The organism is Pseudomonas sp. JV245A, from assembly GCF_032424515.1.
Classification (GTDB): Bacteria; Pseudomonadota; Gammaproteobacteria; order Pseudomonadales; family Pseudomonadaceae; genus Aquipseudomonas; species Aquipseudomonas protegens.
The window spans coordinates 1-23,682 of record NZ_VYKE01000011.1 but is presented as its reverse complement, the minus strand read 5'-3'; the positions used below and the strand labels follow the sequence as shown (position 1 = coordinate 23,682).

Genomic DNA, 23,682 nt, shown 5'->3' with positions numbered 1-23,682 from the left:
AGCAGAACCTAGCAGATGTGGGCACCTGCCCCGAGAATCATTGACGCTCCGAATGATCCTGCTGCGCTGTCGGGGCCGGGCGGCTCAGCCGGGAATCAGCCGGCCAGGGAATGGGATTGCTGACGGATCAGGCGCTGGGTATCGAGGACTTTCTCCAGGGCCTGCTCGGAATCGGGGTCCTGCATGGGGGCGCGAATCGCCGCCGACACCAGGCTGATGAGCTTGGCCATGACTTCAGCATCGGTGGCCGGGCGTCCAAGGCTCATGGCCTGCATCAGCAGGCGCAGCTCGGTGCCGGCCATGACGCCGGAAATAGCCTTGAGGGCAAATTGCAGGCGCACCCCCAGCTCGTTGCGCGGCAGGTCCGGCAAAGCCAGGGCAAAGGCCTTGAAGAAGCGCTCGAACACCGGCTGGTAATGCTCCTTGAGGTATTCCTGGATAAAGGGCGAAGTATCGCTGTAGACCCGGCCAAGGAAGCGGATGAACGAGCGCCCTTCCACGCCGCCACTCTCGTCGCTGCGCTCGAGGCCCATGGCCGGGGCGAACAGCACCCCCAGCAGGGTTTCGCAGTCCAGCGGGCCCTCGGCCTGTTCCTCGCACTTGGCCAGCAGTTCCAGGCGCTGATCATTGAGTGGCCCCAGGCGCTGCATCAACAGGGCCTTCATCAGCGAATCCTTGTCGCCGAAGTGGTAGTTCACCGCCGCCAGGTTGACCTTGGCCCGCTCGGTGATCTGGCGCAGCAGCACCGCGTCGTAGCCGTACTTGATAAATAATGCCTCGGTCGCTTCCAGCAGTCGGGTCTTGGTGACATTGGGGGCACTGAGTTTCTTGGCGACCATGGAGGACTAACCTTTGCTGGGATGAAAAACTGACCGTTCGAACAGTGTTTTAAAAAAAAATTTGATTTTTTATACCTGCGAGAAGCCCTAAAAGCAAGCGCCCGAGGGACCGTCACGGTGGCCACCGGCCTTTTTGTGACCCACGGGTTTCTCCGCAAAAAAACCTGGAAAAAGCCCTCAATTACCCGGTTCAGACGGCTGGCGTGGCAGGATGAACGCAGTTACTATTCAAACAATGTTTTTAAAATAATAAATAAAACCAGAGCTTGGCCCTGCCCGTGAATACCCCTGTTGCGTGATCCCTGCGCCCCGTGGTTGTTCAAGCAGCCAGTCGAGCCAGCCGGCGCGGTAAGCGATGACAGAGACGATAATCGACCAAGGTTTTATCTCCCTGCAGGGCATAGGCAAGAGCTATCGGCTGGCGGAGCAACCGCTCCACATTCTCAAGAACGTCTCCCTTTGCATCGAGGCCGGTGAAAGCTGCGCCATCCTGGGTGCCTCCGGTTCCGGCAAAAGCACCCTGCTGAACATTCTCGGCCTGCTGGATCTGCCCGACAGCGGCGACTATCACTTTGCCGGCCACGATATCTTCCGCGCCAGCCCCGACCAGTTGGCGGCGATCCGCAACCAGCAGATCGGCTTCGTGTTCCAGAGCTTCAACCTGCTGCCGCGTCTCAGCGCCCTGGACAACGTCGCCCTGCCCCTGAGCTACCGCGGCGTGGCCCGGCGTGATTCCCTGGAGCGGGCCATGCACATGCTCGACCAGGTAGGCCTCGGGCAACGCGCCGACCACCGCCCGGCGGACCTTTCCGGCGGCCAGCGCCAGCGGGTGGCGATCGCCCGGGCACTGGTGGGCGAACCCTCGGTGATCCTCGCCGACGAACCCACCGGCAACCTCGACAGCCACACCGCCCAGGACATCATGGACCTGCTGCTGGCGCTGAACCGCGAGCGCCGGGTGACCCTGATCATCGTCACCCACGACCCCAATATCGCCCAGCGCCTGGAACGGCAGATCCGTGTCACCAATGGCGTGGTGCAGGAGGTCTGCCCGGCATGAGCCTCAAGGTCGAGCAAAGCGCCAGCCAGCTGCTGCACGAAGCCTTCGTCAGCCTGCGCACCCTGGGCAAGCGTTCGATCCTGGCCCTGCTGGGCATCGTCATCGGCAGTTCCTCGGTGGTGGCACTGATCAACATCGGCCACAACGCCGCCGAGGACGCCGCGGCAATCTTCCAGAACATGGGCACCGACACCCTGGTGGCCCGCTTTCCCGCCAGCGCCGACAGCCGCACGCCGCTGCCCGCGGCCCTGGACACCCGGGCGCTGAGCCAGGCGGTGCCTAGCCTGATCAACATTGCCCCGACGGTGTTGCTCAGCGCCACGCTGATTCGCAATGGCCGCTCCGCCAACGCCAGCGTGGTGGGCGCGACCGCCGAGCTGGCGCCGGCCATGCGCCTGCAGTTGCGTGAGGGACGCTTTCTCTCGGACTTCGATCAGAACGAAATCTATGCGGTGGTCGGCCATCAGGTGGCTCAGACCCTGGGCGCCGCCGGGGCCCCGCTGCAACTGGGGGACCGGGTGCGGATCAACGACTACCTGTTCCTGGTCATCGGTATCCTGCAGAACCAGCCCAGCGCGGTGCTGGTGCCAATCCAGGCCAATGACTCGGTGTTCCTGCCCCAGGGCAGCATGCGGCGGATTTTCCCTTCGCCACAGATCGACAACGTGGTGACCCGGGTCGCCGGTGGCCAGAACATGGAGCAGGTCGCCGCGGCCATGACCCAGGCCTTGAAAAAGATCCTGCGCGGACGTGAGGTGGAAGTGCAGGTACCGCAGCAGATCATCGACGGCATGACCCGGCAGAGCCGCACCTTTGGCTACCTGCTGATGGCCCTGGGCGGCATTTCCCTGGTGGGGGGTGGCGTGGGGGTGATGAACGTGATGCTGATGAATGTCTCGGAGCGCCGCCGCGAGATCGGCATCCGCATGGCCCTGGGCGCCCGGCAAAAGGACATCCGCAACCTGTTCCTGCTGGAGGCGGTCAGCCTGACCGCAGTCGGCGCCCTGTCGGGGGCGATACTGGGGGTCGCCTCGGCCTTTATCTACGCCCGGATGTCCGGCTGGCACTTCTCCCTCGCGGGAGCCGCACTGCCGCTGGGGATCGGGAGCACCCTGCTGGTGGGCCTGTTTTTCGGCCTGTACCCGGCCATTTCGGCATCCAGACTGCAACCGGTGGAGGCGTTGCGCGATGAATGACTGGCGCCTGCGAACACTCGCCTGCCTGTGCCTTTTGTACTTGCCGGCGCTCAGCGCCGATGAGCGGGTGGATCGCCCTTCCGCTCCCACCATGCGCAGCGACTACTCGCGCAGCGCCCTGCTCAGCCAGCAGGTCACCGACCTGACCCTGGGGGACGCGGTCTACCTGGGCTTGCGCAACAACCGCAGCATCCGCAGTTCGTACCTGCAGCGGGTGGCGCAGAAGTTCGACCTGCGGGTGGCCGAGGATGTGTTCAACCCCAAGCTGCTGATCACCGGCAACTACCGCACCACCCGGGGCAGCAGCGACACCACGCAGAACCTCAACATGGCCCCGGCCACCAGCCTGTTGAGCGAGTACGGCACGCGCCTGAGCATGGCCTGGATCCAGGACCTGAACAAAGCCGATCGGGCCGGCCGCCAGCGCAGCGACGGCCTGGACCTGGCGATCATCCAGCCATTGCTGCGCGGCGCCGGCTGGGACGTGACCACCGCGCCGTTGCGCCTGGCGCGCATCACCGAACAAAGCAACCGCCTCAACCTCAAGGCCGGGGTCGCCCAGACCATCACCGCGATCATTACCACCTACCGCGAGCTGCTGCGTTCCCAGGAACAGCTGACCATCGCCCAGGAAGCCCTCAAGCGCGCCAATGCCCTGCTGGAAGTCAACCGCGCGCTGATCAGCGCCGGGCGCATGGCCGAGTTCGAGATCGTGCAGACCGAAGCCGACATCGCCAGCCAGGAGCTGGGGGTGGAGGAAGCGCGCAACCAGGTGGACGTCAACCGCCTGTCGCTGCTGCGTCTGCTGGCCCTGGACATGTCCAGCCGGATCCACGCCAGCGAGGCCCTGCAGGCGGCCAAGATCAGCATCGACCAGCGCGAGGCCCTGCGCCTTGCGCAGATCCAGCAGCCCGAATACCTGGCTACCCTGCTGGGCAGCCAGCAGGCCGATCTGAACCTGGTGATCGCCAAGGACCAGTCGCGCTGGGACGTATCCCTGGTGGCCGGGGCCAACCAGACCCGCAGCCGCTATGACAATGACACCAGCAACGGTTCGGACCGGCGCTGGGACAGCTACGCCGGGGTCCAGGTGCAGATTCCCATTGGCGACCTGAGTACCCGCCAGGCCGAGGTCCACGCCCGGGTCAATGTGGAGAACCAGGAAATCCTCCTGGCCGATGCCCGCCAGGTGCTGGAGCGTGACGTCAACAACGTGGTGCGCGACCTGGGCACCCGCTGGCGCCAGTACGAGATTGCCCAGCGCGCCAGCGAACTGTCCAAGCGCAAGCTGGACATCGAACGGGAAAAGCTCAGTGCCGGCCGTTCCAGCAACTTCCAGGTGCTGAGTTTCGAGGGTGACCTGCGCAACGCCGAGAATGCCCGGCTCAATGCGCTGATCGCCTACCTGAACGCCCAGACGCAACTGGACCTGACCCTGGGCATGACTTTGGAGAGCTGGGACATTGCGCTCAATGACTTCTGACAAGCCGCAGGCGAGCAAGCGCCGTCGCCATACCCTGCAAGCGCTGGCCCTGGCCGTCGCCCTCGCCGTGGGCGCCGCTGCCCTGGTCACCCTCCAGTCCCCCGCCAGCACTCCGGCCAGCGAGGCCCGCTGGGTCAGCGTGCAAGGCACGGTACTGACTCACCAGATCGGCCTGGTGGGCAAGATCGAACCCCAAAAGACCGTGGTCCTCACCGCCCCGTTCGAAGGCAATGTGCAGGCCAGCCTGGTGGAACAGGGCCAGCGCGTAGAGGCCGGCCAGGTCCTTTTGCAGATGGACCCGGGGCTGGTGGAAATCCAGTCGCGCGAAGCCCTTTCCACCTTGCTCAAGGCCCGCCGCACCGTCCAGGAGCTGCAGGACTGGAACAACGGCGCCGTGGTCACCCGGGCCCGCCGTACCCTGCGCAACTCGCAGATGTCCCTGGCCAATACCGAACGCAAGCTGCGGGAAAGCCAGAACCTGTTCCAGCGCGGAATCATTCCGCGCAACGAGCTCAACGACCAGGAGCAACAGGCACAGATGCAGCGCCTGGACCTGGCCGCCGCCCAGAGTGAATTGCAGCAGGCGCTGAACCAGGGCACGGGGGAATACCGGCAGATTGCCGAAATGGAGTTGACCAACGCCACGGTCAAGTACGACGCCCTGCGCAAACTGCTGGAGCACAAGAACGTGGTCGCCCCCTTTGCCGGCATCGTGGTGCCGCCACCCAATGGCGGCGCGGGCCCGAACACCGCCGGTGCCGCCAACGGTCCGGTGCAGACCGGTTCACGCCTGAGCCCGGGGCAAGTGCTGTTCGGCCTGGCCAACATCGAACAGCTGAAGATCGTCAGCAAGGTGTCGGAGCTGGACATCAACCAACTGCACCAGGGGCAGCGCGTGGAAATTCTCGGTGATGGCTTTGATGGTGAACGCCTGGAAGGCGTGGTGGATATCGTCAGCAGCCTGGCCCTGCCCAACGAAACCGCAGGTGCCGGAGCGCAATTCCCGGTGACCCTGTCGGTGCCCAAGCTGAGCCGCGAACAACTGCAACGGGTGCGCCTGGGCATGAGCGCGCGGCTGACCATCGTCACCTACCGCAACGACCAGGCCATCGTGCTGCCGCCTGCGGCGATCCAGCGCGACGCCGACGGCATGAGCGTGGAATACCGGGCAACGGCCGATCAACCAGGCCAGCGGGTGCCGGTGACCGTGGGCCAATCGACCCCGGAGGGCGTGGAAGTGTTCGGCCTGCAACCGGGCCAGGTCCGCCTGCCCAACGCCTTGTAGGCGCTGGCTAGCCAGCGAAGGCGCCTTCGGAAACGGCGCAAGGCCCAGGGGTCTCTTCGCCGGCAAGCCGGCTCCTGCGGGTCAGCGCAGGGCGCGGCGCAGGACTTTGCCCACGGTGGTCTTGGGCAGCTCTTGGGTACGGAACTCTACATAGCGCGGCACTTTGTAGCCGGTGAGGTATTCCCGGCAGTGGGCCAGCAACTGGTCCTGGGTCAGCGCCGGGTCCTTGCGTACGACGAAGATCTTCACTTTCTCGCCGGTCACATCATCCTCGACGCCAATCGCCGCCACTTCCGCCACCCCGGGGTGCAGGGCCACCACATCTTCGATCTCGTTGGGGTACACGTTGAAACCGGAGACCAGGATCATGTCCTTCTTGCGGTCCACCAGGCGAATGAAGCCCTGCTCGTTCATCACCCCGACATCCCCGGTGGACAGCCAGCCGTGGCGGTCCAGAACCTTGGCGGTTTCCTCCGGGCGCTGCCAGTAGCCCTTCATCACCTGCGGCCCGCGTACCTGCAGCTCGCCCTCCTCGCCCAGCTCGGCCAGTTGGCCGTCCTCGCGCACGAAGCGCACCCAGGTCGAAGGCAGCGGTACGCCGATGGTCCCGGTGAAATCGCCTTCGCGCATGCGCGCAATGTCGATCGGGCTGATGCTCACCACCGGCGAGCACTCGGTCAGGCCGTAGCCTTCGATGATCGGCACCCCGGTGACTTCCTTCCAGCGCCGGGCCACCGAGGTGTGGGTGGCCATGCCGCCCGCAATCGCCAGCTTCAGGTCGGAGAAATCCCTGCCGCGAAACTCTTCGTTCTCCAGCAGGCCGTTGAACAGGGTGTTGACCCCGACGATGCCGCTGAACTTTTCCTTGCGCAGGATCATCTGCACCCGCTTCACATCCCGCGGGTTGGCGATCAGGATGTTGCGCCCGCCCAGGCACATGAACATCAGGCAGTTCACCGTCAGCGACAGCACGTGGTACAGCGGCAACAGGGTGACGTTGGTTTCCTGCTGGTTCTCGTCCAGCTGGTCACCGACCCAGGCCTTGGCCTGCATCAGGTTGGCGAGGATGTTGCGGTGCGTGAGCATGGCGCCCTTGGCATCGCCCGTGGTGCCGCCGGTATATTGCAGGAAGGCGATGTCGTCCTGCTTGAGTTCCACCGGGCGGTGCTCCAGCACGCTGGCCAGCTTCATCATCGCCGGAAAGCGGATGGCCCCCGGCAGGTTGAATTTCGGCACCTGCTTTTGCACATGGCGCAAGGCGAAGTTCAGGGCTGCGCCCTTGAAGGTGCCCAGCAGGTCACCGATGGCGGCCACCACGATGTTCTTCAATTGGCTGCCCGGCATCGCCTGTTCCAGGGTGTGGGCGAAATTCTCGAAGATCACCACGGTCTCGGCGCCGCTGTCCTTGAGCAGGTGCCGCAGTTCGTGAGCCGTGTACAGCGGGTTGACGTTGACCACCACGGCCCCCACCAGCAGGGTGCCGAACAGGCAGATCGGGTACTGCAGGCAGTTGGGCATCATCAACGCCACCCGGTCGCCCTTCTTCACCCCCTTGGACTGCAACCAGGCGGCGAAAGCGAATACCCGCTTCTCCCACAGGTCGTAGCCCATCTCGGTGCCGATGCTCACATAGGCCACCCGTTGGCGATACTTGTCCACGTGTTCGAGGAACACTTCCCGCAGCGACGGGTAACGGTCGATCTCGGCTTCGATATCGCTGGGCACTCCCGGCAGGTAAGCGTTCAGCCAGATACGCTCGACGGGTTGCAGGCTCACGACAGTCATTGGCAGTCTCCTTGTTATTTTATTTTTCGACGATGGCGGTTACGCCCAGCCCGCCTGCTGCACAGATGGAAATCAGCCCGCGGCCGCCGCCACGCTCATGGATCGCCTTGGCCAGGGTCGCCAGTTGCCGCCCACCGGTGGCGGCGAACGGATGCCCGCAGCCCAGGGAGCCGCCGTTGACGTTGAGCTTGCTGCGCTCGATGCTGCCCAGAGGTCCGTCGAGGCCGAGCTTGTCCCGGCAGTAATCAGCGTCCTCCCAGGCCTTGAGGGTGCACAGCACCTGGGCGGCAAAGGCTTCGTGGATCTCGTAGAAGTCGAAATCCTCCAGGCTCAGGCCCTCCCGGGCGAGCATGCGCGGCACGGCATAGGCCGGGGCCATGAGCAGCCCTTCACTGCCGTCGACAAAGTTCACCGCGGCGGTTTCCCCGGTACGCAGGTAGGCCAGCACCGGCAGATTGTTGGCCGCCGCCCAGTCTTCGCTGGCCAGCAGCACCACCGAGGCGCCATCGGTGAGCGGGGTCGAGTTGCCGGCGGTCAGGGTGCCGTTGTGGCGGTCGTAGGCCGGGCCCAGGCCGGCGAGCTTCTCCAGGCTGGCGTCGGCCCGCAGGTTGTTATCGCGTTTCAGGCCGCGGTACGGGGTGATCAGGTCATCGAAGAAGCCGCGCTGGTAGGCCGCATTCAACTGGTGGTGGCTGGTGAGGGCCAGTTCATCCTGGGCCAGGCGCTTGATCTGCCAACGCTTGGCCATTTCTTCGCAGTGCTCGCCCATGGACAGCCCGGTGCGCGGCTCGCCGTTGCGTGGCAGCAACGGCTTGAAGAACATCCCCGGGCGCACCTTGAGCAGGCTGCGCAGCTTGTTGCCGGTGCCCTTGGCGCGGTTGGCCTGGAGCAAGGTGCGGCGCAGGCCTTCGTTAATGCCGATGGGCGCGTCGGAGGTGGTGTCGGCGCCCCCAGCAATGCCCACTTCGATCTGCCCCAGGGCGATCTTGTTGGCCACCAGCAGCGCCGCCTCAAGCCCGGTGCCGCAGGCCTGCTGCAGGTCATAGGCCGGGGTCTGCGGCGACAGGGTGGTGGACAAGAGACTTTCCCGGGCCAGGTTGAAATCCCGCGAATGCTTGATCACCGCCCCCGCGGCGAACTCCCCCAGGCGCTGGCCCGACAGGCCGTAGCGATCCACCAGGCCCTGCAACGCCGCCACCAGCAGGTCCTGGTTGCTGTCATTGGCATATACCGTGTTGGAACGGGCGAACGGAATCCGGTTACCGCCCAGGATCGCCACCCGGCGGACCGGCGCCGGATTGAAACTGTACTCAGCCATCAACGAGCTCCCCAGATAAATAGACCGCGCATGTGGGGCTTGTCCCCCGCGTTGTTGCGCACTTCGAACTCATGGCGCGGGCCGTCCGGCAGGCGATTCCACAGGGTCACCGCCGCCGGCAGGAAGATCGGCAGCTTGAACTCGCAGTCCAGCTGGGCTGCCGCCAGAGGATGGGGCGGTTGCTGGGCCGCCAGGGCCCGGCCCAGGGTCCACATGCCGTGGGCAATGGGCCGGCGGAAGCCGAACAGCCGGGCGCCCAGCCATGAGGTATGGATCGGGTTGAAGTCGCCGCTGACCTGGGCAAAGCGGCGGCCCAGATCGCCCCCCAGGCTCCAGCGCTGAGTGCGCACCAAGGCCTGCTCATCCCATTGCAACAAGCCCTCCCAGGGCTCGCCGATGGGCCCGGCTACACCGCGGCGCAGGTACAGGCTGTCGCTTTCCCAGACCAGGCTGCCGCCACTGTGGGCCCGGGTGGCAATCGACAGCGCCTGGCCCTTGGGATGGGCCAACCAACGCTCGGCAAACACCTCCAGGCGCAGGGCCTGGCCCTCCTCCAACCGTTGGTACTGGCGGATGCGGTTGGCCAGGTGGACCATGCCACTGGCCGGATAGGGAAACGTCGGGCGGGTCAGCAGCAACAGATGCAGCGGGAACGCCAGGGTGTGGGGAAACGCCAGCGGCACCCCGTGTTCCCGGCGAAAGCCGCAGGCCCGGGCGTAACGGGCTATTTCGTCGGCCTTGAGCTCTACCGCCGGGCGCACCAGGCGCTCCGTCGGCAGTTGGGGCGCGGCGTCCGGCTTGGGCTTGCGCAGGCTGCGGATGCCGTCGTAAAGCAGCTGCCCCCGGGAGGGCGGCGGCTCGATGATGCGAATTGCGGTATCAGCATTCATGGCTCAGGCCCCCAGCAGGCTTTGCCCGCAGACGCGGACCACCTGTCCATTGATCCCGCCGGAGGCCGGATGGGCCAGCCAGGCGATGGTTTGCGCCACGTCCTCGGCCTGACCGCCCTGGTTCATGGAGTTCATGCGCCGCCCGGCCTCGCGGATCATCAGCGGGATCTTCGCGGTCATCTGGGTTTCGATAAAACCCGGGGCCACGCCATTGACGGTGATCTGCTGGCGCGCCGCCAAAGGGGCGAGGTTCTGCACCAGGCCGATGACCCCGGCCTTGGAGGTGGCGTAGTTGCTCTGCCCGAGGTTGCCGGCGATCCCGGAAATCGACGAGACGCAGACGATGCGCCCGCCGGGATTCAGGCCCTGGCCTTCCAGCAGCGCCTGGCTGAGCAGCAGCGGCGCTTCCAGGTTGACCGCCATGACCTTGCGCCACGCTGCCTCGGTCATCTTCGCCAGGGTCTTGTCCTGGGTGATGCCGGCGTTGTGCACCACGATATCGAAGGCGCCGTGCTCGCCGACGAACTCCAGCAGGCGTTGCCCGGCGTTGGCCGCGGTGATGTCCAGGGCCAGGGCGCTGCCCTTGATCCCGGCAGCCGCCTGCTGCAGCTCGGCCTCGCTCTGGGGAATGTCCAGGCACACCACCTGGGCGCCCTCCCGGGCCAGGACCTTGGCAATGGCCAGGCCGATGCCGCGGCAGGCCCCGGTGACCAGTGCCCGGCGCCCGCCCAGGGGCTGTTGCCAATCGATGTGCCGGGGCACTTCCACCGGTTCGCCGATGCGCACCACCTGCCCCGATACATAGGCCGAGCGGCGCGACAGGAAGAACCGCAGGCTGCTGTCCAGCTCGGCTTCGGCGCCGGGCTCGACGTACAGCAACTGCACCGTGATGGCCCGACGCAGCTCCTTGCCCAGGGAACGCACGAAGCCTTCCAGGGCCCGTTGCGCCACCGCCTGGGCCAGTTCCTTGCAGTGCTCCGGCGGCGTACCCAGCACCAGCACCCGGCCGTGGGCAGTCAGGCGCCGCACATTGGCGTGGAAGAAGCGGTACAGCTCGTCCAGCTGGGCGATGTTGGCCACCCCACTGGCATCGAACACCAGGCCCTGGACCTTCACCGTGGAAGGCGCGGTGATGCTTGCGGCCTGGGCCGCCACGGTGTCGGTGGCGGCGAAGATCCGTTGCAGCTCGCCCAGCAGGCGCCCCTCGGGCGCTGCGGCGAGGACCACCGGGTTGAGCAGGTTGCCGCCCTGCCCCTCGCGGTGCCGTTGCAGCGGCACCGGTTGCGGCAGGCCGGTGCGCTGGGCCAGCCAGCGGCCCCAGCCGGAATTGACGAACGAAAGATAACCGTCAGACATAAAGAGATCCCGATCCAATCCTGTAGAGGGTCAATAGGCCGAATCGCTGGCGGCCACTGCGTCTTCGCTGCTGGCCGCGCGTTTGCGCGAGGCCGGCTTGGCGCTTTGTTCGAAGTGAGCCTGACGCTGTTGCAGGGCTTCGAGCAGACCGAAGTCCTGGGGGAAGTCGTCGACCTGGATCGCGTGGTCGCCGTATTCCACATAGCGCCCCAGCAGCTCGTCCTCGTCCGGGCTGATCAGCTGCAGCTCCAGGGCCTTGACCCGCCAGATCACGAAGGCCTCGCGGGAGATCGGCAACGGCGCCAGGCTGCCCTGCTTGATCGCCGGCTTGAGCCGCGCCTCGATCAGGTCCACCTGTGGCTGCAGGCGGAACGCCAGTTCGCCATAGGCCAGCTTGTCGATGTCCGGCTGCGGGATGTAGGAGTCGGCCAGCAGGCGGTCGCGGGTCGGGCCCGGGGTCTGCACCAGTTCGGCGACTTGCGCCAGCAGGCGGTCCGACGGCTTGCGCTGGGGAATGCCCAGGGGAAAGCTCAGGCCACGGATGATCCGCGCGGCAGCCTTGGACGGATAGTTGTCCAGCACTTCGGCCAGGGCTTCATGGGCCCGCAGCAGGCAGTCCTGGGCGGCCCAGTGCACCAGCGGCAGGTCGGCCTGCGGCCGGCCATCGTCCTCGAAGCGCTTCAACACGCAGGACAGGATGTACAGCTGGGACAGAATGTCCCCAAGGCGCCCGGTGATGCTTTCCTTGCGCTTGAGGGCACCGCCCAGCACGCCCATGGAAATGTCCGAGGCCAGGGCCAGGACCACCGACAGACGCTGGATCTGCCGGTAATAGGCGGCCAGGGCCTTGTCGGTATTGCCCGGGGCCTTGATCAGGCGCCCGCCAGTGACCGCGTGCACGGCAGCGCGCACGGTGTTGGCGAAGACGAAGCTGATGTGGCCGAACATCGCGCTGTCGAACGCTTCCAGGCCCTTGCGCCCGGTATCCCGGGCCGCTTCCATCTCGCGAAAGACATAGGGGTGGCAACGGATCAGCCCCTGGCCGTAGATGATCAGGCAGCGGGTCATGATGTTCGCGCCTTCCACGGTGATGGCGATCGGGCTTTGCTGGTAGGCCCGGGCCAGGAAGTTGTTGGGCCCCATGCAGATGCCCTTGCCGGCAACGATGTCCATGCCGTCATTGACCATGGCCCGGGCGCGCTCGGTGACGTGGTACTTGGCGATGGCCGAGATCACCGAGGGCTTCTCGCCGGCATCCAGGGACGCCACCGAGACCTTGCGCACCGCGTCGCAGGCATACAGGTGCCCGGCCATGCGGGCCAGGGGCGCCTGCACCCCTTCGAACTTGCCGATGGGCAGGCCGAACTGCTTGCGCATCGCCGCGTAGGCCGTGGTGCCGCGCACCGCCACTTTGCCCAGGCCGACGTTGGCCGAGGGCAGGGAAATGGCGCGCCCGGCGGCCAGGCATTCCATCAGCATGCGCCAGCCGTTGCCCACCTGGTCGCCACCGCCGATCACCCATTCCAGGGGGATGAACACATCCTTGCCGGTGGTCGGGCCATTCTGGAACACCGCGTTCAGCGGCCAGTGGCGCCGCCCGGTATTGACCCCGGGATGAGTGGTGGGAATCAGCGCGCAGGTGATCCCCAGGCTGCCCTTGGTGCCCAGCAGGCCGTCCGGGTCCTCGGCGCGAAACGCCAGGCCCAGCACCGTGGCGATCGGGCCCAGGGTGATGTAGCGCTTGTCCCAGGTAACCCGGAAGCCCAGCACTTCCTGGCCTTCGAACTGGCCCTTGCAGACCACGCCGGTATCGGGAATGGCCCCGGCGTCGGAGCCGGCATAGGGGCTGGTCAGGGCGAAGCAGGGAATGTCTTCGCCCCGGGCCAGGCGCGGCAGGTAATGCTGGCGCTGGGCCTCGGTACCGTAGTGCAGCAGCAGTTCGGCCGGGCCCAGGGAGTTGGGCACCATCACCGAGATTGCCGCCGCCGAGCAGCGGGTGGAGAGCTTCATCACCACTTGGGAGTGAGCGTAATGGGAGAAGCCTTTGCCGCCATACTGCTTGGGAATGATCATCCCCAGGAAACCCGCGTCCTTGGTGTATTGCCAGGCCTTGGGCGAGAGGTCCTGCCAGACCTGGGTGGTTTCCCAGTCGTTGGCCATGTCGCACAGGGTTTCCACTTCGTTGTCCATGAACGCCTGCTCTTCGGCGCTCAGGCTGGCCGGCGCGGCGCCTATCAGGCGCGACCAGTCGGGCTTGCCGCTGAACAGCTCGGCATCCCACCAGACCGTGCCGGATTCGATGGCCGCGCGCTCGGTGTCGGACATGGCCGGCATGATCTTGCGGAACATGACCAGGGCACGACGGGTGAGCAAGGCCCGACGCAGCGGCTTGACGCTCAGCAGCGCAGCCGGCAGCACCACCAGCAGCGCCGCGAGGGTGATGCCCAGCGAGCCCACCAGGCCCAACCAGTGCCCTGCCCCCAGCCAGACCAGGGCCGAGCCCAGCCACCAGGATGCCGGGGCCTGCCGATAGGCCAGTGCGAACGCAGCGGCGAGTCCCACCAATAACCAGACAATCATGGAATACCTCTCTTGTTCTATGCAGACGACCACTTGGAGCCTGGGCGTTGTGCCGGCCCCTCGAAGATCACCCTACAAAGGAAACTGCCGCGTTTCAAATTTTATTTTTAAATATTGTTTTGAGTGATTTCAGCAACGCACAACGGCCGAACGATGTCAGCCAGGGCTTGGGGAAATGGCAGGTCAAGACGGGTCCTGAGGTGACCCGTCCCGCCGACGGCAGTAGCACAATCCCTTTGTACTGCCGTTATCTCGAGGCGTGGGTAAAGCCTTTACCCTCAGAAGTGATAGGTCGCGGAGAGACTCACCACCTCGCCCTTGGCGTCGACCTTGCCATCCAGGCGCGAGGCACCGAGACGGTCCACGTTCTGGGTCTTGATCTTGGCTTCCTTGACGAATTGCCGGGAATAGGCGCCGTCGATGGTCAGGCCGGGGATCGCCCTGATGTCATAGCCGAAGCCCAAGGAAGTGAACCAGCGATCGTTGTCGGGAATCCGCGGGTCACGTGTGCTGTTACGGGTTGGTGTCTGGTCGTACGCCACACCGGCCCGCAGGGTCAGCTGGTCGGTGAAGCGGTAGTCGCCACCCAGGGAATACATCATGGTGTCTTTGTACTTGTACGGGATGGAGACCAGGGTATTGCCATCGGACTTCAGGGTCAGGTCCTTGAACGACGACCATTGGGTCCACAGCATGCTGGCACCCAGGGTGAAGCGGTCATCGAACACGTGCACCCAGTCCAGCCCGGCGGAGGCTGGAATGTCCAGCTGGGCACTGGCGTTGGCGCCATCCGGGTTCAGCTTCAGGCCGGGATAGGCCAGTTCCACCAGGCTTTCACCATTGGGCCCGGCCGGTTGGGTCATGTACTGGCGGCCTACCGCGTCGGCACGCACGTTGTACTTGCCGTCCATCTTGTTCTTGATCTTGGCGTGGTAGTTCAGGCCCAGGGTGTCGCGGTCGGTGGGTTTCCAGACCACGCCGGTGAACCAGCCTACCGAGGTATTGTCCACCTTGACCCGCATCAGGTTCGCCCCGACGCCGGATGGCAGCGGGATCCCGCCCAGGCCGGGAGATACCGCCGCGGCACCGGTCAGGTTGAGGTTCTGGCTGACGAAGCCCTTGCTGTGCTGGACGATGACCCCGGCACCCAGGGAGAAGTCGTCATTGACCTTGAACGACAGCGAGCCGGTCAGGCCCACGGTCTCGATCTTGGTATCCACCGAAAAGTCGCGGATCTTTGAATTGTCGTTATCCCAGGTGCTGCGCATGCCCATGGGCACGACCTGGCTCAGGCCGAAGGCAAACTGATCGTTGATCGGCATTACCATGAAGCCGGTCGGCAACCAGGCGGTGAAGCCGCCCTGGCCACCATTGCCCTCCAGGGGCACCGGACCGCTGGTGGGGACGCCGGATGCATCCACCGGCAAGGTGGTGGCCGGATTCCCTTGATAATCGTAGGCATCGCCTTTGTATTTCATCTTGATGCGGGCGTAGTCGACCGTCATCTGTGCCACGTTCTGATCGATAAACGCCATGGCCGCCGGGTTGTTGTAAGCCGCACTGGGGTCGTTCTTGAACAACGAACCACCACCGAAGGCCCGGCCCCATCCGGGAGCGCCGTAGGTAGGCGTGGTGAAGCCGCCTGCCTGAACAGTGCCGATCGCACCAAAGCCCCCCAACAGGGCGAGTGCCACCGCGATCTGCAACTGTTGTTTCTTATTATTCATGCCCCACTCCTTATTATTATCGATAGCAACCGACACTACAGGGCCCTCCTGATCTGCAGATCACCGCCTCTTGCGAGGCGGTGTCCTTCAGCGGGTGATCAGCCCTTGGTTCCAGATAACGCTTAAATCACGCTGACCTGTGGCGACGGCTTGGCGTTCAGCACATCCACGGAGCAGCCACCGCTCAGGGTCTGAGGCGTGCTCAGGCTCAGCGAGTGAGTCACGTTGCTCCAGGCCACGTTGATGGTGGTCGGACCGCAGTTGGTGGCAGGGAAGAAGGAAATGGTGTAACCCACGTTGGTCACGGTACCTGCGGTGGTGCTGGAGGCACTCAGGGTCCATGGCAAGCCAGTGATCTTCGGCAGGTTGCACAGCGCGTTGCTGCCGCTGACGGTGGCGCCGGTGATGCTGGCCACGCCGCCGGCGATGTTGCCGCTGAAGTTGATGTTGCAGGTCACGGGCTGGTTGAACGAGGACGGCGAGCGCACGGTGATGGTGCCGCCAGGGGTAGTGAACGGACCATCCGGGTTCGCACCATCAATGGCGATGGATGCAGCGCTGGCCATGGAAGCAGCTCCCAAGCAGGCAACGATGGCGGTGGCGGACACGAGAGTTTTGATGCCTTTCATTGTTGTTTTTCCTCACATGTATGGCGATTCATTTCGCCGGGGTAATGGCCTTGAGCGAGACGACACGGAGAACAGCGACCGAGCTTCCCTTTCCAGCCAAATCTTCAATTCGATAAAGGTGTGACGTGCGCGTCAGGGTGCAACCCGGAACGTGGGTGGCATCTGGATCGATACGGTCTTGATGGTGCAGCCACCGTCGAGGCTGACCTGGGCCGCTTCGAGTTTTCCGGTGCTGTTGTTCCAACTGCCTTCGGCGGTGGACGGCCCGCAGTCGCCGCCCACCAGGGGCGCGTGCACGGTGACCTGGATACCCGACATAGCGCCGCTGGTTTCGTCCTTGGCGATCAGCTTCCAGGGTAGGTGCGTGGCTTCCACCTGGCCGCACTTGAGGCCGCCGCTGAAGTCGACTTTCTCGACGCTGGCGAAGCTGCCGTCGGTGCTGACCTTGCCGCTGACCTGGATGGTGCAGTCGGCATTGATGATGCTCTTGGCAAAGCTGATGGGGCCCTTGGCGGTGAACTCGGTATTGGCCGGTTCAATGCGCGCGGCTTCGGCGGCCCCCATCAGGGAGATCCCCACCAGGACCACGAACAACTGGGCAGTGAATAGCGGTGAAATAGACATCCGTGACTTCCTTACAGTTGCTTATTGTTGTTGTCGGTCAACTTGCTTAAGGACTGCCTACTGCGTTGCTCACCCTTCAAGCGGGCACATCACAGGCGAACACGACCGGTTCACCAGCACTTGAAGGGGTGAGCGGTACAACTAAAGAGCGGTGTCTGAATCGGTGTTGCTGAAGCCGTAGCGCTTGAGCAGCTCGTCACGCTTGGCCGGGTGCATGTTGGCCAGGCGTACATCACCCGAGTAGTGCGCCAGCACCCGGTGGTCCATCAGGCGCCGCCAGAGGGCCGGCACATAGGCCCAGACGATCATGGTGGCGTAGCCATAGGGCAGCTGTGGCGACTCGTCGAAGTGACGCAAGGCCTGATACGCACGGGTCGGGTTGGCGTGGTGGTCGGAGTGGCGCTGCAACTGGAACAGGAAGATGTTGGTGACGATCCGGTTGCTGTTCCAGGAGTGGCGCGGCGAGCAGCGTTCATAGCGGCCGTTGGGCTGTTTCTGGCGCAGCAGACCGTAGTGCTCGACGTAGTTGACCACCTCCAGCAGAGAGAAGCCGTAGATCCCCTGGATCACCAGGAAGGGAATCACCGCCGCCCCCAGCCAGGCGATCAGCACGCCCCACAGCACCACGCTGTACAACCAGGCGCTGAGCACGCCGTTCTTCCAGTGCAGGGTCGGCAGGCCGAGTTTTTCCAGGCGCTGGCTTTCCAGATGCCAGGCCGAACTCAGGCTGAACCACACGGTGCGCGGCAGGAAACTCCAGAAGGATTCGCCCAGGCGTGAACTGGCCGGGTCCTCCGGGGTGGCCACCCGCACATGGTGGCCGCGGTTGTGCTCGACGAAGAAGTGCCCGTAGAAGGTCGAAGCCAGGGCCAGCTTGGCCAGGAACTTGGCCATCCCGCGGTTCTTGTGCCCCAGCTCATGAGCGATGTTGATGGCAATGCCGGTGGCCGCGCCAGTGGACATCGCCATGCCCAGGTAGGTGAACCAGCCGATACTGCCGTGCAGTTGCGCACGCTCGGTGAGGAAGGCGGCGAAACTCGCCAGGCTGCCTTGCAGGTGCAGTTGTTCACTCAGTTGCAGCAGGCCGCCGGCGATGATCCAGTCCACCCCGCTGATGGCCATCCAGGCGGTCACCACCAAAGACAGTACCGAGAGCACGGCACAGCTGTAGACGATAAAGCGGTAGTAGGGTTGTTTTTCCAGATCGGGAACGGCGGATTCAGGCGGGTTGCTGGCATCTTCCCCCATCAGGCCGTCAATCAGCGGGATCAGGCCGAAGATCACCAGGACCCCGCTCCACCAGAACACTTGCACCCCGGTGGTGAGGGCGAAGATCCCCGACAGCAGAGGGGTGATCATGGGCAAGGTGCCCAGCCACCACAGGTGACGCTTGCTATCGGTCCAGACGCCGGGTGCCGCCACGGAAACAGTCATGGCAGCCTCCGCAGGATGGCAGTCGAAACAGGTGCTATAAAGGACAGCGCGGCTGCGCTGTGCAGAGCGGGAAGGGATGAAAAAATAAAAGCGTGAAATGGCGTTATTTTCATTATTTTTAATCGCTCAATTGCACTTTCAAAAAAAACATTCAAAACATTTTTTTAAAAAAATAGCTCGGGTTCGTTAGCTCGTCAACTATTTTTTCGGCTTGTTTCGAATGTCGCCCGTGAAGCATTTACAGCTGCTGTCGACGCCGCGGCAGGGGCGCTCGAAACCGCCCCCCACCACGCCCTCAACTTGCTCTTGAAGCCGCGAACGGCGGGTGCAGGATGGTTGCGCTGCGTTGTGGCGCAGCCTGGGAAGCGACGTGCTGGACCATGGCCACCACCCGCTCGACTGCGCTGATGGGCAACATGTGGCCCCGGCCCTGGACGATCTCCAGGGACAGCCCCGGCACCTTGCCGACCATTGACTCACCGTGCCGGCGGTAACTGAGCACCGGGTCCGCCGAGCCATAGATCAGCCCTACCGGCAGCTTCAGGCTGGGGTAATGCTTGACCATGCCCGGCAGCGAACGGTTGACCACGGCGATTTCGCTGGAGGCGTTGTAGAAGCTGTCCGAACGCATCCCCAGCAACCCGCCGCCACGCTCGGCGAAATCCTCGGGCACCGGGTCCGGGGCGAACACCGACTTGACCAGGCCACGGCGCCCGAGCATGGCCATGGGCGCCGCCAGGGTCAGGGACATCCAGCGCCGCAGCAAAGCCGGGCGCACTGCCAGGGACAGGAACACCAGCGGCAACATGCGCTGCGGATGGGTCAAGGGGGCCACCAGGATCAGCCCGGACACCGATTGCCGATGGTCCAGGGCCAGGGACAGCGCCACCGCACCGCCCAGGGAATGCCCCAGCACCAGCGGCTGGCCCAGGTCCAGGGTACGAATGAACCTGGCCACCAGGCTGGCCTGGGCCGGTAGGTCTGCGGCGGCGCCCCGGGCCCGGGTGGAATAGCCCGAACCGGGACGATCGATGGTGATCACCCGGAAGCGTTCGCGCAGTTGCGGGGCCAGGGAGTGGGTCAGGTTGCGCCCGCAGCCGGTCAGGCCATGGATCATCAATAGCGCCGGGCCCCTGCCCTCATCGGTGTAGTGAATGCGCTCGCCACCGACCTCGAGAAAGCGTCCGTTGATCGGAACCTGGCTTTCAATCCGGCGGTTGATACGAAAACTCACCACCCAGAGCACCGCACTGACCGCCAGGAATACCGCTGCCGCTACCAGCCACTCCATAACCCGCCCCCTCAGCTTCCCTGCGCCGTTCGCCCGTGATCGGAATGACCTGGCGGTGTGGCGTGTCGCCCTGGCCTGGTGCCGCCTGTGACGCCTCACCCATGGCCTGGATGAGCCCCGCAAAATCCACAGGCGACCAGCGCAGGTGACATTTTCAGGTAATTTATTTAAATTAATTTTTAAAACATTATTTTAAATTGTGCAATCCTGAGTTTTCACCCACTGACGAAAGTCACCCAGCAGCATCATTACAATCGAGGTACACACCATGAATGCGTACTCGCCACCCGACGACCCCGAGGTCGTTGACATCGCCATCATCGGCGCCGGCTTCGCCGGGCTGTGCATGGCGATCAAGCTCAAGCAAGCGGGGATAGAGGATTTCTTCGTCGCCGAACACGCCGCGTCCCTGGGGGGCACCTGGCGCGACAATCACTACCCCGGCTGCGCCTGCGACGTGCAATCCCACGTTTATTCCTTCTCTTTTGCGCCCAACCCGAACTGGACCCGGCAGTTCGCGCCCCAGCCGGAAATCCGCGAATACCTGGAAAACTGCGCCCGGGATTTCGCCCTGGCGCCCTACCTGCACTTCAACATGGGCCTGCAACAGGCGGTCTTCGATGAAGCCCGGGAGCGCTGGCACCTGCGCTTCAGCAATGGTCGGGAAGTCAGTGCGCGGGTACTGATCTCCGGCATGGGTGGCCTGTCGCGCCCGGCGATCCCGGACATCCCCGGGCTCGACACTTTCACCGGCAAGCGGTTTCACTCCCAGCAGTGGGATCACCGCTACGCCCTGCAAGGCAAGCGGGTGGCGGTGATCGGCACCGGCGCCAGCGCCATTCAGTTCGTGCCGAAAATCGCCCCGCGGGTGGCTCAGCTCAAGCTGTTCCAGCGCACCCCGCCGTGGATCATGCCCAAGCCCGACCGCGAGCTCAGCGCGGTGGAACGCTGGGCCTTCAAGCACCTGCCCTTCACCCAGCGGCTGGTGCGCTCGGCGCTGTACTGGGCCCTGGAAAGCCGGGTGATCGCCTTCGCCCGCCGGCCCAGACTGATGAAAGTGGTGCAGCGCGTGGCCCTGCGCCATCTGCGCAAACAGGTGCCCGACCCGATGCTGCGCCAGCGCCTGACCCCGGACTACACCATCGGCTGCAAGCGCATCCTGATCTCCAACGACTACTACCCGGCCCTGACCCGGGGCAACGTGCGGCTGATCACTGATGACATCCAGCGCATCGACGGCGACGCGGTGATCACTGCAGACGGCAGCCGCCACCCCGTGGACTGCATCATCTTCGGCACCGGTTTCCAGGCCACCGACCCGATCCCCCGGGGCCTGCTGTTCGGCCGCCATGGCCAGGACCTGATGGACAGCTGGGCCCGGGGCGCCCACGCCTACCTGGGCACCTGCCTGCCGGGCTTCCCGAATTTCTTCATGATCGTCGGCCCCAACACCGGCCTGGGGCACAACTCGATGATCCTGATGATCGAGGCCCAGGTGGACTACATCCTCAAGGCCCTGGGCCAGATGCAGCGCGAACGTATCGCCAGCATCGAAGTCCGGCCCCAGGTCGAAAGCCAGTACAACCAGCGCCTGCAGCAGCGCCTGGCCGGGGCCATCTGGTCCACCGGGGGCTGCCGCAGCTGGTACCTGGACCCGCGCAGCGGGCAGAACACCACCCTCTGGCCGGGCTCCACCTGGAGCTTCAAGAAGACCTTGCAGCACTTCGAGCTGCAGGACTACCAGGCCAGCCACCTGCCCCACGCCCAGCCCGCCGCCGCACCGGCCGCCGCGCGCCCCCTGCACCTTGAAGAGGCCGCTCTCAATGAAAAACTTTAACGGTAAAGTCGCCGCCATCACCGGTGCCGCCTCCGGCATGGGCCGCGCCCTGGCCGTCGCCCTGGCCCGTGAGGGCTGTCACCTGGCCCTGGCCGACAAGAACCCCCAGGGCCTGGCACAGACCGTGGCCCAGGCCCGGGCCGCGACCCTGTTGCCGCTGCGCATCAGCAGCCAGGAACTGGACGTCGGCGACCGCGAGGCGATGTTCGCCTGGGCCGCCGCCAGCGCCGCCGAACACGGCCAGATCAACCTGATCTTCAACAACGCCGGGGTGGCGCTGTCGAGCACCGTGGAAGGTTCGAGCCTGGCGGACCTGGAGTGGATAGTGGACGTCAACTTCTGGGGCGTGGTCCACGGCACCCAGGCCTTCCTGCCCTACCTCAGGCAATCCGGCGACGGTCACATCATCAACACCTCCAGCGTCTTCGGGCTGTTCTCCCAGCCCGGCATGAGCGGCTACAACGCCACCAAGTTCGCCGTGCGCGGATTTACCGAATCCCTGCGCCAGGAGCTCGACCTGCAAGGCAACGGCGTCTCCGCCACCTGCGTGCACCCGGGCGGCATCCGCACGGATATCGCCCGCACCAGCCGCATCAGCGACAACGTCAAGGGTTTCCTGATCGACAACGAGCAGCAGGCCCGGGACGACTTCGAAAAACTCTTCATCACCTCTGCCGAAACCGCCGCCAAGGTGATCCTGCTGGGGGTGCGCAAGAACAAGCGCCGGGTGCTGATCGGCCGCGACGCGCACTTGCTCGACCTGTTCATCCGCTTGCTGCCCAGCGCCTACCAGGCCCTGGTGGTGTGGGCCAGCCGGCGCATGGCGCCCAAGCCGGGCAAGACGCGGCCGGCGGTCTACGAGCCCCAGGACGAACGCGGCCTGTAGCGCCGCCCACCCTTTTTCATGTCTAGAGGAGCGACAGCCATGCTGCCCATCCGCCGCGACATCAAGGTCGAACTGCCTGCCGAACGCGCCTGCGACTGGCACGAGCAAGGCAGCCACGTGACCCACTTCTTCAATGCGTTGTCCCTGCTGTTTCCTTCCGGCGAGCTGTTCTTCATGGACAGCGTGCGCCACTACCGCGAACAGATTCACGACCCCGAGCTCAAGCGCCAGATCCAGGGTTTCATCGGCCAGGAAGCCATGCACAGCCGCGAGCACCTGCGCTACAACGACCTGCTGCAGGACGCCGGGCTGCCGGCCCATCTGCTGGACCGGCGGTTGCGCTTCTTCCTCGATTTCCAGAAGAAGCACTTCCCGCCGGCCTTCAACCTCGCGATCACCGTAGCCCTGGAACACTACACGGCAATCCTCGCCGACCTGCTGCTGCGCGACCCCAGCCGCTTCGGCAATTCGGTGGCGGGCTACCGGCAGATGTGGCTGTGGCACGCCTTGGAGGAAACCGAGCACAAGGCCGTGTCCTACGACGTCTGGAACAGCGTGATCAAGCCCGGGCCCAAGCGTTACCTGATCCGCACCGGGAGCATGCTGTTCACCACCCTGGGCTTCTGGCTGGTGGTGTTCGACTTCCATGTGCGCATGCTGATCGCCGACCGCCGTCGCGGCGGCCACTGGCGCGGGTTGTGGCAGGTGGTCAAGTACCTCTACGGCCCCAAGGGGGTGTTCCCGCGGATCGCCCTGCCCTGGCTGCAATTCTTCAAGCCGGGCTTTCACCCCTGGGACCACGACAACCGCGAGCAACTGCAACGCATCGACGGCCTGGTGCAGGACATCGAACGCACCCGCGCCGCCGCGGCCAAGTGACAAATGCCGGCACGGCGCAACAGCGGCGTGCCGGCATCCCCTGGCGGGCTGCTAACCTGCAACGCACCCTTAGGTGCTGCGAGCCCGCGCGATGATCCTGATTCTGCTGCCCCACGCCGACTACGACCCCAGCGAAAGCAGCCTGCCCTGGCAGGCTGCCCGGGACGCCGGTTTTGCCGCGCAGTTCGCCACCCCCCTGGGGATGCCGGCCTACGCCGATTCGCGCCTGGTGAGCCTGGGGTTCGGCCCGCTCAACCCGTTGTTGATGACCCCGGCGGCCGACCTGGCCCGCTACCACGCCATGACCCGCGACCCGGCCTTTTGCAGCCCTCTGCCCTATGCCGGGGTCGACCCGGCGGCCTACGAGGGCTTGCTGATTCCCGGCGGCCACGCCCGGGGCATGCGCAGCCTGTTGGAATCCGAGGAGGTGCGGCGGATCATCCTGGCCTTCTTCCAGGCCGACAAACCCGTGGCCGCGGTGTGCCACGGCCCCCTGGCCCTGGCACGCTGCATCGATCCGGCCAGCGGGCGCTCGGTGCTCCATGGGCGCAAGGTCACCGCCCTGCTGGCCGGGCCCATGGAG

19 protein-coding genes are annotated in these 23,682 nt (G+C 64.9%); 8 read left to right on the top strand and 11 right to left on the bottom strand.

The features are described 5' to 3' along the window. Positions 1 to 95: 95 nt before the first annotated feature. Positions 96 to 839 carry a TetR/AcrR family transcriptional regulator gene (locus F6S12_RS05310; RefSeq protein WP_011061237.1) on the bottom strand — a complete coding sequence of 248 codons (744 nt, stop codon included), beginning with the start codon at positions 837 to 839 and terminating at the stop codon, positions 96 to 98. Positions 840 to 1,194: 355 nt separating this feature from the next. Here F6S12_RS05310 and F6S12_RS05305 point away from each other — a divergent pair, with 355 nt between their 5' ends. Genes F6S12_RS05305 through F6S12_RS05290 form a run of 4 tightly spaced genes read left to right on the top strand, consistent with a single transcriptional unit; the run spans position 1,195 to position 5,863 of the window. Next, the gene (locus F6S12_RS05305) at positions 1,195 to 1,899 is read left to right on the top strand and encodes an ABC transporter ATP-binding protein (protein ID WP_019095527.1); all 705 of its coding nucleotides are present in this window, start codon (positions 1,195 to 1,197) and stop codon (positions 1,897 to 1,899) included. Beyond that, positions 1,896 to 3,095 carry an ABC transporter permease gene (locus F6S12_RS05300; protein ID WP_053151586.1) on the top strand — a complete coding sequence of 400 codons (1,200 nt, stop codon included), beginning with the start codon at positions 1,896 to 1,898 and terminating at the stop codon, positions 3,093 to 3,095. The genes F6S12_RS05305 and F6S12_RS05300 overlap by 4 nt, the downstream gene beginning before the upstream one ends. Continuing rightward, complete coding sequence (locus tag F6S12_RS05295; protein ID WP_011061234.1) at positions 3,088 to 4,578, top strand: TolC family protein; 1,491 nt, start codon at positions 3,088 to 3,090, stop codon at positions 4,576 to 4,578. Before F6S12_RS05300 ends, F6S12_RS05295 begins: the two co-directional genes overlap by 8 nt. Continuing rightward, positions 4,568 to 5,863, top strand: a complete 1,296-nt coding sequence (locus F6S12_RS05290) for an efflux RND transporter periplasmic adaptor subunit (RefSeq protein ID WP_015635570.1) — start codon at positions 4,568 to 4,570, stop codon at positions 5,861 to 5,863. The genes F6S12_RS05295 and F6S12_RS05290 overlap by 11 nt, the downstream gene beginning before the upstream one ends. 81 nt (positions 5,864 to 5,944) lie before the next feature. Here F6S12_RS05290 and F6S12_RS05285 read toward each other — a convergent pair whose 3' ends face one another. The 10 genes from F6S12_RS05285 to F6S12_RS05240 form a co-directional block, all read right to left on the bottom strand. Beyond that, positions 5,945 to 7,648: an AMP-binding protein gene (locus F6S12_RS05285; RefSeq protein ID WP_315868775.1), complete on the bottom strand. Its 1,704-nt coding sequence runs from the start codon at positions 7,646 to 7,648 to the stop codon at positions 5,945 to 5,947. Positions 7,649 to 7,667: 19 nt separating this feature from the next. After that, the gene (locus tag F6S12_RS05280; RefSeq protein ID WP_011061231.1) at positions 7,668 to 8,966 is read right to left on the bottom strand and encodes an acetyl-CoA C-acetyltransferase; all 1,299 of its coding nucleotides are present in this window, start codon (positions 8,964 to 8,966) and stop codon (positions 7,668 to 7,670) included. After that, positions 8,966 to 9,856 (bottom strand): MaoC family dehydratase, encoded by an 891-nt coding sequence (locus tag F6S12_RS05275; protein WP_236203358.1) that lies wholly within the window; start codon positions 9,854 to 9,856, stop codon positions 8,966 to 8,968. Before F6S12_RS05275 ends, F6S12_RS05280 begins: the two co-directional genes overlap by 1 nt. Positions 9,857 to 9,859: 3 nt before the next feature. Then, entirely contained in the window at positions 9,860 to 11,212 is a 1,353-nt protein-coding gene (locus F6S12_RS05270) for a 3-oxoacyl-ACP reductase (protein ID WP_123473357.1), read from the bottom strand. A gap of 30 nt (positions 11,213 to 11,242) precedes the next feature. Next, a complete protein-coding gene (locus tag F6S12_RS05265; RefSeq protein ID WP_041118142.1) occupies positions 11,243 to 13,792 on the bottom strand; it encodes an acyl-CoA dehydrogenase in 2,550 nt (849 codons plus the stop codon). A 278-nt stretch (positions 13,793 to 14,070) separates the two neighbouring features. Beyond that, positions 14,071 to 15,519: an outer membrane protein transport protein gene (locus F6S12_RS05260; protein WP_011061227.1), complete on the bottom strand. Its 1,449-nt coding sequence runs from the start codon at positions 15,517 to 15,519 to the stop codon at positions 14,071 to 14,073. A gap of 122 nt (positions 15,520 to 15,641) precedes the next feature. Beyond that, entirely contained in the window at positions 15,642 to 16,148 is a 507-nt protein-coding gene (gene praB / locus F6S12_RS05255) for an alkane oxidation protein activator PraB (RefSeq protein ID WP_011061226.1), read from the bottom strand. A gap of 132 nt (positions 16,149 to 16,280) precedes the next feature. Then, on the bottom strand, positions 16,281 to 16,772 hold the full coding sequence (praA, locus tag F6S12_RS05250) for an alkane oxidation protein activator PraA (protein ID WP_315868774.1): 492 nt from the start codon (positions 16,770 to 16,772) through the stop codon (positions 16,281 to 16,283). A gap of 141 nt (positions 16,773 to 16,913) precedes the next feature. Beyond that, positions 16,914 to 18,206, bottom strand: a complete 1,293-nt coding sequence (locus tag F6S12_RS05245; protein WP_011061224.1) for an alkane 1-monooxygenase — start codon at positions 18,204 to 18,206, stop codon at positions 16,914 to 16,916. 295 nt (positions 18,207 to 18,501) lie between these two features. Further along, a complete protein-coding gene (locus F6S12_RS05240) occupies positions 18,502 to 19,497 on the bottom strand; it encodes an alpha/beta fold hydrolase (protein WP_072441899.1) in 996 nt (331 codons plus the stop codon). 268 nt (positions 19,498 to 19,765) lie between these two features. On the opposite strand from F6S12_RS05240, the gene F6S12_RS05235 reads away from it, so the two are divergent. The 4 genes from F6S12_RS05235 to F6S12_RS05220 all read left to right on the top strand — a co-directional run. Next, entirely contained in the window at positions 19,766 to 21,334 is a 1,569-nt protein-coding gene (locus F6S12_RS05235; RefSeq protein WP_161466807.1) for a flavin-containing monooxygenase, read from the top strand. Next, a complete protein-coding gene (locus tag F6S12_RS05230) occupies positions 21,321 to 22,220 on the top strand; it encodes an SDR family NAD(P)-dependent oxidoreductase (protein ID WP_065364015.1) in 900 nt (299 codons plus the stop codon). Before F6S12_RS05235 ends, F6S12_RS05230 begins: the two co-directional genes overlap by 14 nt. A 39-nt stretch (positions 22,221 to 22,259) precedes the next feature. After that, the gene (locus F6S12_RS05225) at positions 22,260 to 23,099 is read left to right on the top strand and encodes a metal-dependent hydrolase (protein ID WP_011061220.1); all 840 of its coding nucleotides are present in this window, start codon (positions 22,260 to 22,262) and stop codon (positions 23,097 to 23,099) included. Positions 23,100 to 23,190: 91 nt separating this feature from the next. Beyond that, positions 23,191 to 23,682, top strand: a 492-nt coding sequence (locus tag F6S12_RS05220; RefSeq protein ID WP_315868773.1) for a type 1 glutamine amidotransferase domain-containing protein, incomplete at its 3' end; no start/stop codon positions are given.